The sequence below is a fragment of the Phreatobacter sp. genome (assembly GCF_051860605.1).
GTDB lineage: Bacteria > Pseudomonadota > Alphaproteobacteria > Rhizobiales > Phreatobacteraceae > Phreatobacter.
Genome location: NZ_JBHYDR010000009.1, coordinates 45328 through 59749, shown reverse-complemented (window position 1 = coordinate 59749; position 14422 = coordinate 45328). Strand labels below are relative to the sequence as shown.

13 protein-coding genes are annotated in these 14422 nt (G+C 68.8%); 9 read left to right on the top strand and 4 right to left on the bottom strand.

Annotated elements, in window-relative coordinates; genetic code table 11:
* Positions 1–88 precede the first annotated feature (88 nt).
* The 7 genes from ACTIFS_RS15860 to ACTIFS_RS15830 all read left to right on the top strand — a co-directional run bounded on the left by ACTIFS_RS15860 (position 89) and on the right by ACTIFS_RS15830 (position 8946).
* Positions 89–2281, top strand: coding sequence for a TonB-dependent hemoglobin/transferrin/lactoferrin family receptor (locus tag ACTIFS_RS15860; RefSeq protein ID WP_439575094.1), 2193 nt, complete (start codon positions 89–91; stop codon positions 2279–2281).
* A gap of 41 nt (positions 2282–2322) precedes the next feature.
* Positions 2323–3948: a TonB family protein gene (locus ACTIFS_RS15855; protein ID WP_439575093.1), complete on the top strand. Its 1626-nt coding sequence runs from the start codon at positions 2323–2325 to the stop codon at positions 3946–3948.
* 51 nt (positions 3949–3999) lie between these two features.
* Entirely contained in the window at positions 4000–4344 is a 345-nt protein-coding gene (locus tag ACTIFS_RS15850) for an antibiotic biosynthesis monooxygenase family protein (protein WP_439575092.1), read from the top strand.
* A 7-nt stretch (positions 4345–4351) separates the two neighbouring features.
* Positions 4352–4870, top strand: a complete 519-nt coding sequence (gene hutX, locus ACTIFS_RS15845) for a heme utilization cystosolic carrier protein HutX (RefSeq protein ID WP_439575091.1) — start codon at positions 4352–4354, stop codon at positions 4868–4870.
* A gap of 87 nt (positions 4871–4957) precedes the next feature.
* Positions 4958–6553 (top strand): GMC family oxidoreductase, encoded by a 1596-nt coding sequence (locus ACTIFS_RS15840; protein WP_439575090.1) that lies wholly within the window; start codon positions 4958–4960, stop codon positions 6551–6553.
* Positions 6554–6614: 61 nt separating this feature from the next.
* A complete protein-coding gene (locus ACTIFS_RS15835; RefSeq protein ID WP_439575089.1) occupies positions 6615–7454 on the top strand; it encodes a metallophosphoesterase family protein in 840 nt (279 codons plus the stop codon).
* A gap of 100 nt (positions 7455–7554) precedes the next feature.
* On the top strand, positions 7555–8946 hold the full coding sequence (locus ACTIFS_RS15830; RefSeq protein ID WP_439575088.1) for an FAD-binding oxidoreductase: 1392 nt from the start codon (positions 7555–7557) through the stop codon (positions 8944–8946).
* Between the two features lie 16 nt (positions 8947–8962).
* Here the strand turns inward: ACTIFS_RS15830 and ACTIFS_RS15825 are convergent, their stop codons facing one another.
* Complete coding sequence (locus tag ACTIFS_RS15825) at positions 8963–9322, bottom strand: PilZ domain-containing protein (protein WP_439575087.1); 360 nt, start codon at positions 9320–9322, stop codon at positions 8963–8965.
* A gap of 331 nt (positions 9323–9653) precedes the next feature.
* Entirely contained in the window at positions 9654–10184 is a 531-nt protein-coding gene (locus ACTIFS_RS15820; RefSeq protein WP_439575086.1) for a DUF2478 domain-containing protein, read from the bottom strand.
* A 178-nt stretch (positions 10185–10362) separates the two neighbouring features.
* On the opposite strand from ACTIFS_RS15820, the gene ACTIFS_RS15815 reads away from it, so the two are divergent.
* Complete coding sequence (locus ACTIFS_RS15815; RefSeq protein WP_439575085.1) at positions 10363–10647, top strand: hypothetical protein; 285 nt, start codon at positions 10363–10365, stop codon at positions 10645–10647.
* A 3-nt stretch (positions 10648–10650) separates the two neighbouring features.
* Here the strand turns inward: ACTIFS_RS15815 and ACTIFS_RS15810 are convergent, their stop codons facing one another.
* The gene (locus tag ACTIFS_RS15810; protein WP_439575084.1) at positions 10651–10878 is read right to left on the bottom strand and encodes a sulfurtransferase TusA family protein; all 228 of its coding nucleotides are present in this window, start codon (positions 10876–10878) and stop codon (positions 10651–10653) included.
* Positions 10879–10997: 119 nt separating this feature from the next.
* Here ACTIFS_RS15810 and ACTIFS_RS15805 point away from each other — a divergent pair, with 119 nt between their 5' ends.
* Positions 10998–12287: a c-type cytochrome gene (locus ACTIFS_RS15805; protein ID WP_439575083.1), complete on the top strand. Its 1290-nt coding sequence runs from the start codon at positions 10998–11000 to the stop codon at positions 12285–12287.
* A gap of 15 nt (positions 12288–12302) precedes the next feature.
* Here ACTIFS_RS15805 and ACTIFS_RS15800 read toward each other — a convergent pair whose 3' ends face one another.
* On the bottom strand, positions 12303–14330 hold the full coding sequence (locus tag ACTIFS_RS15800) for a 4Fe-4S binding protein (protein WP_439575082.1): 2028 nt from the start codon (positions 14328–14330) through the stop codon (positions 12303–12305).
* Positions 14331–14422 lie beyond the last annotated feature (92 nt).

Sequence of the window (14422 nt, the reverse complement as noted above, 5' to 3'; positions counted from 1 at the left end):
CAAAGACCGCAGTATCCCGCCAGCCAGCCGGACGCCCAGCGTCGAGCCAGCCAGCCGAAACAATGTCATTCAGGCTTGCGGTTCCGCCATGTCACAGTCCTCCGGTCGCGCGACGCTTCTGGCGTCGGTTCCCCTCCTTGCTCTTGCCACGATGGTGCATCCAGCCGGCGCCCAGGACGGGGCGTCCGATGGCCGTGCGATGTCGGCGCAGGACGAGATCGTCGTCTCCGCCGAGCGCACCCCGTCCACGGTCTACAACGCCCCCGGAACCGTAACCGTCACGACGGACCGCGAGATCGACCGCACGCTGGTCCAGAGCCCGCGCGACCAGGTCCGTTCGGAGCCGGGCCTCGCGGTCAGCAACTCGCCCACCCGCACAGGGTCGGGCACCTATTTCATCCGCGGCATCGGCGACAACCGCGTGCGCCTCGAGGTCGACGGCGTCCGCGTCCCGGACTATCCGGGCTCGAATGTGGGGCCGGGGCTCTACACCCGCGACGTGATGGACTTCGACAGCCTGAAGCGCGTCGAGATCATCCGCGGTCCGGCCTCGGCGCTCTATGGCTCCGATGCCATCGGCGGTGTCGTGTCGTTCATCACGAAGGATCCGGGCGACTACCTGCGCGAGGTCGGGCGGGACTGGTATGCGGGCACGAAGCTGTCGTTCAACAGCGTCGATCGCTCGTTCGCCGAGACGATCACCGGCGCGGCCCGGCGTGGGCCCTTCGAGATGCTGTTCCAGTACACCCGGCGCGACGGGCACGAGACGCAGATCAACTCGGCGACGCGCCGGGCCAATCCGCAATATTACCAGTCCAACAACATCCTGACGAAGCTCATCTACGAGACGCCCGATGCCGGCCGCATCCGGCTGACCGGCGAGTTCTTCTGGCGCAACATCGCAACCGATCTCGTTTCGGCGCGGACGGCCGCCATCGCCCAGCAGATCACGCATGACACCAACAAGCGCTTCCGCATCAGCCTCGACTGGACGCGCCAGCTGTCATGGGCGCTCGCCGACGAGGTGCGCGTGCTGGCCTATGTCACCGATTTCGACCGGCAGGAGAACACCGCCGAGTATCGCCGCACCGGCGTGCCGGCGACCGACCCGGCCAACCGCCTGCGCCGCTCCGACTTCGACTTCCGCCAGCAGGTCTTCGGCGTCGACCTTCAGTTCACTGCCCGCCGGCAGTGGGGCGGCTGGGACCACACCATCGTCTACGGCGCGACGGCGGACCTGACCACGTCGTCGCGCCCGCGCGAGCGCACGGAGGCGACGTTCCCCGGCGGTGTGCCCGTCGCATTGCCGCCCGGCGAGATCTTCCCGAACAAGAACTTCCCCGACACGCGCACCAGCCAGGCGGCCTTCTACATCCAGGACGTCATGCAATACGGGGCGCTGCGCATCATTCCGGCGATCCGCTTCGACTACTACAACCTGAAGCCGCTGCCGGACGCCTGGTTCATGAACTCCAATCCGGGCTTTGCCATCGGCACGGTCTCGGCCTTCGCGGTCTCGCCCAAGCTCGGCGCGACCTATGACCTGAACGAGAATTTCCGCGTGTTCGCGCAATATGCGCGCGGCTTCCGCGCACCGCCCTACGACAATGCCAATTTCGCCTTCTCCAACCCGGTGCAGTTCTACGAGATCCTGCCGAATTTCGGCCTGAGGCCGGAGACCAGCAACAGCTTCGAGGCCGGCCTGCGCGGCCGCTTCGCCAATGGCTCGAGCTTCCAGGTCACCGCTTTCTACAATCTCTACAAGGACTTCATATCGACGGTGGTGGTCGGCATGAACGGCCCGATCACACAGTTCCAGTACCAGAACCTGTCCTCGGTGCGGATCTGGGGCGTCGAGGCCAAGGGCGAGTGGCGCATCACGCCGGAATGGTCGCTGCACGGCGCGGTCGCCTTCGCGGAAGGCACCGACCAGACCACGGGCGCGCCGATCGACTCGGTCGATCCGCTCACCGGCGTCGCCAGCCTGCGCTACACCAGCCCCCATGCCTGGACCATCGAGGCCAGGGTGCGGGCGGCAGCGGCCAAGAACAGGGTCTCGGCTGCCAACATCTTCCGTCCGGGCTCCTATGCCACGATGGACCTGCTCGGCTCCTACGAGATCAACAAGCACCTCACCGTCCGGGCCGGCGTCTTCAACATCTTCAACGCCCGCTACTTCAACGCCATCGACGTGGCCGGGCTGACAACGACCAATGCCAATCTCGAGCTGTTCCGGGCACCCGGTCGCTCGGTCTCGGTCAACATGTCGGCGAAGTTCTGACAGCCATGGTGCGGGCCTCAGCAGTTCCCAGGGATCGTCGGGTGCCGGCACCGCCGGCACCGCGTCGGACTGGCCTGCAGGACCGTCCCGGGCCCGCCGGCCCGGGAGAGGGGACGGCGACGGCCGCCATCCTGCCGCTCGTGCTGCGCGCCGAGCGCCACGTAGTGGTCGACGATGCGTCGGCGCCGCCGGTGACCCTCGCGCCTGTACCAGCGTCCGGCGCTATCGCAGCGCCGGCTGTTCTGGCCCCCGACGGCGTCTGCGAGGCGGCACACACCGCCCCGGCCGTCACGCCCGACCGGCCCGGCTGTCCCTATGCCACGGCGGGCGGACGCCTGACCGCCTTCATCCTGGCATCCATCATCCTGCACACCACGGTTGCGGCCTTCGCCATCTGGATTGCCTGGATGAAGCCGCCGGCGGCCACGTCCGGCGAGGATGCCGTTCCGGTCGAACTGGTGGTTGCCGCCGAGGAGGGGGCGGCCGCGCGGCAGGAAAGGGCAAGCGGAACCGAGGACACGACCGCCGATGCCGTGCCCTCCGAGGCTCGCCAGGCCGTCGAGGCGCCGCAGACGACCGAGATGCCCCAGCCGGCTGCCGAACCGGTCGAGGCCGCGCCCGAGGGCCCCCCGGTCGATCAGCCTGATCCCGAGACGACAGCCGAGCGGATCCTCGACCAGTTGCCGGTGCCCCCGATGCCCGATCAGGTGCCGGTCATCGAGACCGCGCAGCCACCGGTGCGGGTGCCGGATCCCCAGCCCGATCCGCAGGCGGTCGCCGCCGCCATACCCGTGCCGGACCTGCCCGCCGAGACCGAGCTTCCCGCAGCGCTCCAGCCGCCGCCGCCCACGCCCCAACCCGATGAACGGGCCGTCGCGGCAGCCGTTCCGGTCCCGGACCTGCCTGCCGAGACGCAGGTGTCGGCCGCGCTCCAGCCGCCGCCGCCCGCCCCACAGCCTGATCCGCGGGACGTCGCTGCCGCCGTGCCGGTGCCGGACCTGCCGGTCGAAACGCCGCTTCCCGCCGAATTGCAGGCGACGCTGCCGCAGCCACGCCCCGATGCGGAACAGCCGGCGCCTCCGCGGCTTTCGGCCGTGGCCCAGCCCAATGCCCGTCCGACGCCTCCTGCCGTCCAGCCTCCGCGCGCGACCCCGCCTGTGGCGCAGGCGACCCGGCCTGCAAGCCGTCGCGAGGCCCCGACCACCACCCGCCGGACCCGGCCGACGCAGCGCGCCGCGGCCACACCGCAGCCCGAGCGGCGGGCGCAGGCCAGCCGTCAGACCGCCGCGCAGGCGCGGACCGCACCGCGCGGGGAGGGGACGGGCCAGCGCAACAGCCAGGAATCGCGCGGCACCGCGAATTCAGGCGCTGCGGCCGCGGCCGCCATGGCAGGCTACAGGGCGCGCGTGCTCGCCCATCTCGCCCGGTTCAAGATCTATCCCGACCAGGCCCGCGAGCGCGGTGTGACCGGACGGGCCGTGATCGCCTTCACGCTCTCGGCCAGTGGCCAGGTCACGGCCTCCTCGCTCGCCGGTTCGTCCGGTGCCGCGGTGCTCGACCAGGCCACGATGGCCATGCTCCGCCGCGCCCAGCCGTTTCCACCGATGCCACCGGGTTCGCCCGGCACCATGCGGTTCACCGCCGGCATCCGCTACAATCTCCATTGACCCAAGCCAGTCCGCCGGATGTGCCGGGGACGAGCCAGAAAGGAAGACCCCATGTATATCGCGATGAACCGCTTCAAGGTCATCAAGGGCTGCGAGGCCGATTTCGAGACCATCTGGCGCACGCGCGAGTCCTATCTCGCCGAGCTGAAGGGCTTCGTGGAGTTCACGCTCCTGAAGGGTCCGGAGAAGGAGGACCACACGCTCTACGCCTCGCACACCGTCTGGGAGACGAAGGACGACTTCGTCGCCTGGACCAAGTCCGACCAGTTCCGCAAATCCCACGCCCGTGCCGGCACGCAGAACAAGCCGACCTCGCTCGGTCATCCCGAGTTCGAGGGCTTCGAGGCGGTGATCGTCGAGGATCATCGCGGCAAGACTGCCGTCGCGGCTGCGTGAGGCAAGGATGAGCGCGCAGATCATCGCCTTCGAGGACCGGCTGTCGGCCGCGCGCGCGGCGCTCGCCGCCAAGCCGGACGGTGTCATCGAGAATGTCGCGCGGGAGCATGGCCTGCCGCCGCGCGAGGTGCTGGCCATGCTGCCCCCCGGCGAGGCGGTCAGCGCACCGCCGGCCGCCTTCGAGGCCATCTGGACCGATGTGACGACGTGGGGCGAGGTGCTGTTCATCGTCAACACGCCGGACATCGTTCTGGAGTGCCATGGCCCGCTCGTGCCGGGCTCGTCCGGACATGGCTGGTTCAACGTCCATGGCGACAGCCCGATCGGCGGTCACATCAAGGCGTCGAACTGCCAGGAGATCTGCTTCGTGGACCGCAAGTTCCACGGACGCCGGTCGCTCTCGATCCAGTTCTTCAACGCGGCGGGCGAGGCGATGTTCAAGATCTTCGTGCGTCGCGACAAGGCGCGCGACCTGATGGCCGATCAGGTCCTGCGCTTCGAGGCGCTGAGGACGACCTACCTCTGACGACTCATCCCCGCCGGACTTGCGCGCGCGCCCTTGCCATCATCAGATGAGCCAGGGGTCCGCGACGAGGCCGGCGGGGAGGGTGCCATGACCAGCGAGACGGCCGATTTCATCATTGTCGGCGGCGGGTCGGCCGGCTCGGTGCTGGCTGGCCGGCTGAGCGAGGATGCCGCGACCTCGGTGCTGCTTCTGGAGGCTGGCGGCGGCGGTGACAGCCCGCTGATCCGCACGCCGGCCGGCGTCATCGGCATGCTGCCGACGCGCATCAACAACTGGGGCTTTGCCACCGTGCCCCAGAAGGGCCTTGGCGGGCGCATCGGCTACCAGCCGCGCGGCCGGGGCCTTGGCGGCTCCTCCGCCATCAATGCCATGATCTATATCCGGGGCCACCGCTCCGACTACGACCACTGGGCAAGCCTCGGCAATGTCGGCTGGGGCTTCTCCGACGTGCTGCCCTATTTCCTGCGCGCCGAGGGCAACGAGCGGCTGTCAGGCCCGCTGCATGGCCGGGACGGGCCCCTCAATGTCGCCGACCTGCGCTCCGACAATCCATTTCCGCAGCGCTTCCTGGAAGCCTGCCGGCAGCTCCAGCTGCGGGAAACGGATGATTTCAACGGCGAGGAGCAGGAGGGTTTCGGGCTCTACCAGGTGACGCAGAAGGACGGCCAGCGCTGGAGCGCGGCCAGGGCCTATCTCCTGCCGCATCTCGGCAAGCGGCCGAACCTGAAGGCCGTGACCCGCGCCCGCACCACGCGCATCCTGTTCGAGGGGCGCCGGGCGGTCGGCGTCGAGTACCGGATGGGCGGCGAAGTCAGGATCGCCCGCGCCCGCCGCGAGGTGCTGCTGTCGGCGGGCGCCTTCCAGTCGCCGCACCTGCTGCTCCTGTCGGGCGTGGGTCCGGGCGCCGCGCTGGCAGACCTCGGCATTCCGGTGGTCGCCGACAGTCCCGCGGTGGGCGCCAATCTTCAGGACCATCCGGACTTCATCTTTTCCTACAAGTCGCGCAACCGGAGCCTCGTCGGGGTGTCGCCCGCCGGTTCGCTCGCCCTGATGCGGGCGTTTGGCCCGTACCGGCGCGAGGGCAGGGGTCTTCTGACCACCAATTATGCCGAGGCGGGCGCGTTCCTGAAAACGCGGCCCGACCTGCCGGCGCCCGACGTGCAACTGCATTTCTGCATCGGGGTGGTCGACGACCATGCCCGCAAGCTGCATCTCGGGCACGGGTTTTCCTGCCATGTCTGCGTGCTGCGGCCGAAGAGCCGCGGAACGGTCACGCTCGGAAGCCCCGATCCGATGGCGGCACCGATCATCGACCCCAATTTCCTCGACGATCCCGACGATATGGCGACCATGGTGGAGGGTTTCCGCCTCACGCGCCGCATCATGGAGACCCAGCCGCTGTCGGTGGAGGTGGCAAAGGACCTCGTCGGGGTCGGCGTCGTCTCGGACGAGGAGATCGCCGCGCTTCTCAGGCGCAAGGTCGACACGGTCTATCATCCGGTCGGCACCTGCCGCATGGGCGCGGACGACGGCGCGGTGGTCGATCCGCAGTTGCGCGTGCGCGGCGTGGGCGGGCTCAGGGTCGTCGATGCCTCGATCATGCCGACGCTGCTGGGCGGCAACACCAATGCGCCCACGATCATGATCGGCGAGAAGGCGGTGGACATGATCCGCGCTGCGTGAGGCCGGCAAGGCTGTCCAGCCATCGACAGCCGGGGTCGCGATTGCCTATGGCTGGTCGCCGATGACCCGCATCGCCCACCTGTCCGACCTGCATCTCTCGCCCGTGCCGTTCCCGGCCGAATGGCCCTGGCGGCTCAAGCCGGTGCTGGGCTGGATCAACTGGCGGCGCCAGCCCGGAGCCCACGACAATGCGATGGCGGCCCGCACCATTGCAGCGGTCGCGGCAGCCGGCGCCGACCATATCGCGGTCACCGGCGACCTGATCGAACTCGGCCTCACGGCCGAATATGCCGCCGCAAAGGCCGCACTGGCCGGGCTCGGTCATCCGGCCCGTGTGGCCTGGGCGCCGGGTAACCATGACTGCTACACCACCGACACACGGAGGAGGATCCGCGCCGCGCTCGGCGACTGGCTGGCGCCCGGGCCGGCCGGCGGCGATCTTCGGGCGCAATTCCCGCGGCTGGACCTCGTTGGCCGGGCGGCTCTGGTGACGCTCTGCTCCGGCACGCCGACCTGGACCTTCTCGGCGGAGGGGGAACTGGGCCCCGCGCAACTCGACCGGCTGGACCGGCTCCTTGCCGGGCTGGACCGCACGCTGGTGCTGCCGGTCATTGCCATCCACCATCCGCCCGAGGCCCCCGGCCTGTCGCGCCTGAAGCGCCTGCGCGACGGATCGGCGCTGCTCGGCCTGCTTGCCCGCCATCGCTGTCCGCTGCTGCTGCACGGCCATCTGCACGAGGCCTGCCGGCGCGAGGTGGTCGTGGACGGCCAAACGGTGACCTGTATCGGCGCGCCGTCGGCGTCAGCCACCGGCCGCCATGGCGAGGATGCGGCCGGCTTCACCATTGTCACGGTCACGGACAGCCTGTCGTGGACCGCCGAGATGATCCCGACCGGCTGAGGCTGCCGGTCTGGCCTGCGCCATTTCAGTTGGCAGGAGGCCGGCTTGGTGCTCTTGATGGCGCCCCCCGGCACATCAACAGAAGAACCCGGCTGCATCGATGAACGCGCCCACGCCTTCCGCCATCAAGCCCGACCTGCTCGAAGCCCTCCGGGCGTTGCTCGGCAACCGGGTTTCGACCTCCGAATCCGATCGTGCGCAGCATGGGCGCGACGAGTCCCGCCATCCGGTTCACCTGCCGGATGCCGTCTGCCGCGCGCTGAGCACGGACGAGGTCTCGGCAATCGTGACGCTGTGTGCCACCCATGACACGCCCCTGGTCGCCTATGGCGCGGGCTCGTCGCTGGAGGGCGCACTGATCCCGGTGAAGGGCGGCGTCTCGCTCGACCTCACCGGCATGAACCAGATCCTCGCCGTGCGGCCGGAGGACCTCGACGCGACCGTGCAGGCCGGCGTCACGCGCAAGCAACTCAACGCGCATCTGCGCGACACCGGGCTGTTCTTTCCCATCGATCCGGGCGCGGATGCCACCATCGGCGGCATGGCGGCCACCCGCGCTTCGGGCACCAATGCGGTGCGCTATGGCACCATGCGCGAGAACGTGGTGAGCCTCACCGTCGTGCTGGCGGACGGGCGCATCATCCGCACGCGCTCCCGGGCCAAGAAGTCCTCGGCGGGCTACGATCTCACCGGGCTGTTCGTCGGCCAGGAGGGCACGCTCGGCATCATCACGGAGGTGACGGTGCGCCTCTACGGCATTCCCGAGGTGATGGCGGCGGCGATCTGCCCGTTCCCGACCGTGGAGGCTGCGGTCACCACCGTCATCCAGACCATCCAGATGGGCATTCCCATCTCCCGCGTGGAACTCATGGACGACCGCGCCATCGAGGCGGTCAATGCCTATTCCAAGCTGACGCTGCCGGTGACGCCGACCCTGTTCTTCGAGTTTGCCGGCAGCCAGTCTGCGGTCGAGGAGCAGGCCGGCATCGTCGAGGAGATCGCCAGAGGCGAGGGCGCGACGGGCTGGACCTGGTCCACCGATGCCGACGAACGCGCGAAGCTCTGGCAGGCCCGCCACGACATCCATTGGGCACTCAGGGCGCTGCGGCCCGGCGCGCGCGGCTGGGGAACCGATGTCTGCGTGCCGATCTCGGCGCTTGCCGAGGTGATCCGTGCCGTGCGCGAGGAGACCAGCCAGCAGAGCTTCTCCACGTCGCTGGTCGGCCATGTCGGCGATGGCAATTTCCACCTCGGCATGCAGATCGACCCGGACGATCCGGACGAGTGGGCCAGGGCCAATGCCATCAACGACCGGATGGTGAAACATGCCATCGCGCTCGGTGGCACCTGCACGGGCGAGCACGGGGTCGGCATCGGCAAGCGCAAGTTCATGCGCGAAGAGCATGGGGAGGCGATCGAGGTCATGCGTCTCATCAAGGATGCACTGGACCCGAAAGGAATCCTCAATCCCGGCAAGGTGCTGCCGGATTGAGATCAGGACGGCCGGGTCAGTCGATCTCGATGGGGCCGATCCGGCGCCGGCGGATCGTGTCCTTGGCGCGGGTCGTCACGTCGTCGATCTCGACCGGCTGAAACTCGGCTCCCAGTTCGTCTTCATTGCGCCAGACGAGCCGGCAAGCCCGCTGGACCGTTCGGGTGCTGGTCAGGGCCAGAACGAATTCTTCGGGCACGATGGTTTCCGGGTCGGTGGCCAGGCGCACCCCCGTGGTCGAAATGTCCAGCACGGAACAGCGGCCGAGCGGAACGGCGTCGACGCCCACCAGGGTTGCCACATAGGTCAGGTCGCGGCGGGCCGCCTTGCGCCTGTTGGGGCCAAGGGTTCGCCCGCGGGCGGGATGTGTCGTCATAGCTGTCGGTCTCGCTCGAGGTGATCGCGCGATGCCGGGCCGTTGCTGCAGCATTCTGTCGTTCGGTTCGGATCCTGCCGGTCAAAGCGGTGTCGCTGGCAGGCCGCGCCCGATACGGCAGGCGAGGGGGGTCAGTCAGAGGTCAGGCATGCACGATGCGATCACTCTTGCAGTAGGCCGCCTTAACGTAACGTAATTGTCGATGACGATTCACGGCATGCCGGCCACTACTTTGGTCGTTCACCGCTGTATTGTATCAGGCCTGGTCGCAAACTCTGGCGCGTGATCCATGCCATGTCTTCATCTTGCCCGATGAACGCCGTCGCGCCGTTCACTCGGCCGCCTGAACCGGTCGCAGCCCGCGCCGCCAGGCGTCCAGCGCCAGCGGGTCGCAGGCAAGGCGCGTGTCGAGGCCGCCTGCGAAAGTCTCCCAGGCTTCGGCAAACCGTGCCGGTACCCCGATGACCAGCGGCAGGCCGGCGGCCACGGCCGCGCCGATCTCTGCGTTGAGGCCGTTGCCCTCGGCTTCCATGCGGCCGAACTTGTTGACGATGACCACATCGACATCCTGTGCGAGGGCGGCCCTCAGCGCGCCGGCTGCCTCGGCGAGGCCCGACGGGTTGAGCCGGCAGGAATTGACGCTGCCCGAACCCAGATCCTGGCAGATGTTGAAGCGCCGGCCGCTTTCAACGGCCTCAAGCTCCATCTCCATGGTCTCGCAGCTTGCATCCCGGCCGTTGATCTGAACGAGGCCGACCACCTTCACGCCCTCCTTCAGCCAATCGTGGGCGAGGTCGGCCAGCATGCCGTCACAGTCCTCCTGCGGGCCGTAGATGATGGCGGCAATGCGCGACGTGACCATGAATTCTCCCGTTCGGACCGGCCCGGATCAGTCCCGTTGCAGAAGATGGGGCAGCGGCCGGCCAAGGTAAAGGCAGTGAATGGTAAGGCCTGGCGCGTAGAAGGGGGTGGGCAGGGTCGGCATCGGCGGTCCTGCCGTGCTTCAATGTCGGCCGTTTCACTGATTCCGGAGATCGTCCATGTTCAGGCTTGTCCTGCCGGCCACTGTCATGGCCACTGCCCTGCTTCTCGCGCTGCCCGAGCCGGCGGAGGCCAGACATGCCCGTTCCATGCACGGATGGTGTCGTGCGGATGCGGCCCAGATGATGGGAATCAGCCGAAGGGTCGTGTCGCTCGAGCGCCGCGTGGTGAGGATCGAAGGCGGCCGGCGGATCCTGCGCGGAATGGCCAGCCATGGTGCACTGGGCGTGCGGCCCTTCGCCTGCCATTTCGACCGGCGCGGCGTGCTCCAGGGCGCGGTCTAGGTCTCATCCAACCTTGCGGATGCGGAACACGAGCGACCCGCCCGCCTTGTCCTGGCTCTCCAGCACGTCGCCCGTCTCGCGGACGAGATTGGGAATGTCGATGGCCGCCATCGGATCGGTGCAGGTAACGACAAACAGGGTTCCGGCCGGTGCCCGCGACAGCGCCTTGCGCGTCTTCAGCGCGGGAAGGGGGCATTTCAGGCCCTTCAGATCGAGGGGCGTCTCGGTCATTGTCAGCATCCGGCCTTGATTGGGGCGGTCATTCCGCCACTTTGTGCTGACGATATAGAGCCGCACCCCGTTCCGTCCAAACCTGCCGCCAGATCCTGCCCCACGAACCCCCGCTGACCATGATCGCACGCCTGTTCCGCGCCATCGGCCTCGTCGCCTGCTGCCTTGCCGCCCCCTCGGCAGCCCAGGAGCTGCGCGGCCATGGCGGCCCGGTCCGGGCACTTGCCATATCTGCTGACGGCCGCATCGCCCTGTCGGGGTCCTTCGATACCTCCGCCATCCTCTGGGGCATCGAGACAGGTACGGCGCTGACGGTCCTGCGCCACCACGACGGTTCGGTGAACGCCGTGGCGGCGCTGCCGGGCGGGCTGTTCGCAACCGCCGGAGAGGAGGGGCGCATCGCCATCTGGCGCATGGGCAGGCCCGAGCCCGAGCGCGTGATCGAAGGCCATCGCGGTTCGGTCGCTGGCCTTGCCCTCTCGCCCGATGGCCGGTTTCTGGCCTCTGCATCCTGGGATGGAACGGCGCGGCTGATCCCGCTCGCAGGCGGTGAGGCGCGCGTCTTTTCCGGCCATCGCGGGCCGGTCAATGCCGTTGCCTTCACGCCGGACGGGCGCGCCATCGTCACCGGCGGTCATGACGCGACCCTGCGCATCAGCCCCGTCGACGGTGGCCCGGAACGCCAGGTGATGCTCGGCACGCCGGTGAACGGCCTGATCGTGGCGCCGGACGGCGAGATCGCCGCATCGGGCGCTGACGGCCGTGTCCACCTCCTCTCGCCCGAAGGCGAGGCGCGCGGCGCAGTTGCGGCCTCGGAGACGCCGATCGTCTCGCTCGCCATCTCCTCCGATGGCGCGATGCTGGCGGCTGCCGGTATCCGCGGCTCGGTGGCGATCATCGACCGGACGGCACGCCGCGTGGAGCGGGTGCTGGTGGGACCGGGCCTGCCGGTCTGGTCGGTCGCCTTCCGGCCGGGGGCTGAGGAACTCATGACGGGCGGCGGCGACCGCCTCGTGCGCCGGTGGCGCGTGGCCACGGGCGAACATCTCGGGGCCGTGGTCATGAGCCGGCCTAACGATGCCCTGACCCGCTTTGCTGATCATCCGGGCGCGGAGGTGTTCCGCGCCTGCATCGCCTGTCACACCCTGGATTCCGAAGGCGGCAACCGGGCAGGCCCCACCCTGCACGGGGTCATCGGCCGGCGCATCGCCACGGTGCCGGGCTACGACTATTCGCCTGCGCTGCGCGGCATGACCATCGTCTGGTCGAAGGAGACCATCGCCCGACTGTTCGAGGTCGGCCCGAATGCCTACACACCCGGCACCAAGATGCCCGAACAGCGGGTGACCGATCCGCAGGACCTGCAGGCACTGGTCGAGTTCATCGAGAAGGCCAGCCGGCCGAACTGATCGCCGGCCCGGTGCTCAGTTGAGCGGGTCCTTGCCCTTGGCTGCAGCCTCGGCGAGGTAATCCGCCGCGGTCCGCACCGGCGGCCGGCCCGGCGCGCCGTGGGGGTCGAAGCTCTCGTTGACGACCTTTTCCACGCGGCAGTCCTCGCACATGAACAGCGCATCACGGCGATGGGCATTGTCGCCGGTGAACATCCAGTGACCCTCCAGCCGCGCGGCCACCCGATCGATGGTGGATTTGGTGCCGAATGCCTTGCCGCAATGGGTGCAAAGCGCCGGCTCCTCGTCCTTGACGACGCGCTTCGGCTGGTCCCAGGCGGCGAAATCGACCTGCGCCTTCAGTGTGATGGCATCCTCCGGGCAGGTCGCCTCGCACAGACCGCACTGGACGCACAGGCTCTCGGTGAAGCGCAGCATGGGCCGGTCGGGATTGTCGGACAGCGCGCCCGTCGGGCAGGCCGAGACGCAGGCGAGGCACAACGTGCAGGCTCCCACATCCACGGCGGCGGTGCCGAAGGGCGCTCCCTTGTCCAGTGCCACGACATCGACCGGTGCGGGGGCCGCCCGATGCAATTCGCGGAACGACAGTTCCAGAAGCCCGCGCTTGGCACCCATGGGCATGAAGGTGGACGGCTTCTGGCTCGCCGTGCCGGCCGGCCCATCAGCCAGGGCTGCGGCGAGCGTGTCGGGATCATCGGTCTCGATAAGCCGGACGGGTCCCTGGCCGTAGCCCAGCCCCGCGGCGAGGGCGTTCGCCGTCCACAGGGTCGCGACAAGGCCGGCCGGGTCGTGCTTCGGCTTCGCCCTCCCCAGCATGGTGACACCCGCAGCGCCATAGGCGAGGGCGGCCGCGAAGAACTCGGGGCCGACCTGCGTGATCTCGTTCACCTGCAGCGGCAGGACATGGGCCGGCAGGCCGCTGCCGAACCGCGCCAGTGCGTCGATAAGCGGGCGGCCGTGGTCGCCATCGTGAACCAGCACCACGCCGTTGCGTCCGCCAGCCTCGCGCCATGTGGTGAGCAGCGCGCGCAGGCGTAACATCAGGGCATCGGCCGGCGGCAGGGCATAGGCAGCCGCACCCGTCGGACAGACCGCGGCGCACTGGCCGCAGCCGGCGCAGATTCCCGGATCGATCGCCACCGTCTCGCCGGCCGGCGTGATCGCGCCTGTCGGGCACAGGTCGAGGCAGCGCGTGCAGCCGGTGATCTTCGAGCGCGAATGGGCGCAAAGCTCGGCATGAAACTGGACATATTTCGGCTTGTCGAAGGTGCCGACCATGCTGCCGGCCTCGCCGATCAGCTTTTCCACCGCCGCGCGGTCGGCCGGATCGGCGCGGAAATATCCGGGCCGCAGGTCGGCGGCAGGGAACAGGGCCGGCCCGCCGGTGAGGTCGATCACCAGATCCGATGCTGACGAGGCCCCGTTGCGCGGGACCTGCCAGCGATAGGCGCGGCGCGAGGATGGCGATGGCAGGGCATAGTCGTCGATCGCGAGGTCAAAGGCGCCGAGAAGGCCGGTCGCACCGGTGATCGTGCCTTTCACGACCGGAAAATCCGTGGTCGCAGCCGGCGTCACGTCGCCGGGCCGCGTCAGCAGAACGGTGACGTCGAGGCTGTCGGCAAGCCGGCTCGCAACCTCGATCGCCGTCTCGTCGCGACCATAGATGAGGGCGACGCCCTTCGATTCCAGACTGGCGATCTGGATCGGCGGCATTTCGACTGACGCCGCGGCGATCAGCGCGGCGGTCTTGGGGCCGGCCTTGTCGGCCTCCGTCGACCAGCCGGCCAGTTCCCGGGTGTTGGCGAAAACCAGGCGACCGGCATAGCCCATATCCTCCGCCGTTTCCTGAAACAGCGGAGCCTCCTGCGTGCAGGCTACGGTCACCTGGGCTTCCTGGCCGAGGATGGCCCGGAACAGGTCAAGTTCCTTGCGGCAGAGGTGGTCGGCCGTACGCACCTTGGTGCGGCAGGCCTTCGCCACCGTCTCGCCATGCAGCGGCATGGTCTCCTCACAGGAACAGACGATGGTGGTGCCGCCGGCCATGCGTTTCTCCCGCCGGCGGGGTTTGGTCTTTCCGCCGGTTATCGTCCACATATATTGGAACGGATCGAAAGAACCAGACTTCGGCCTGCATC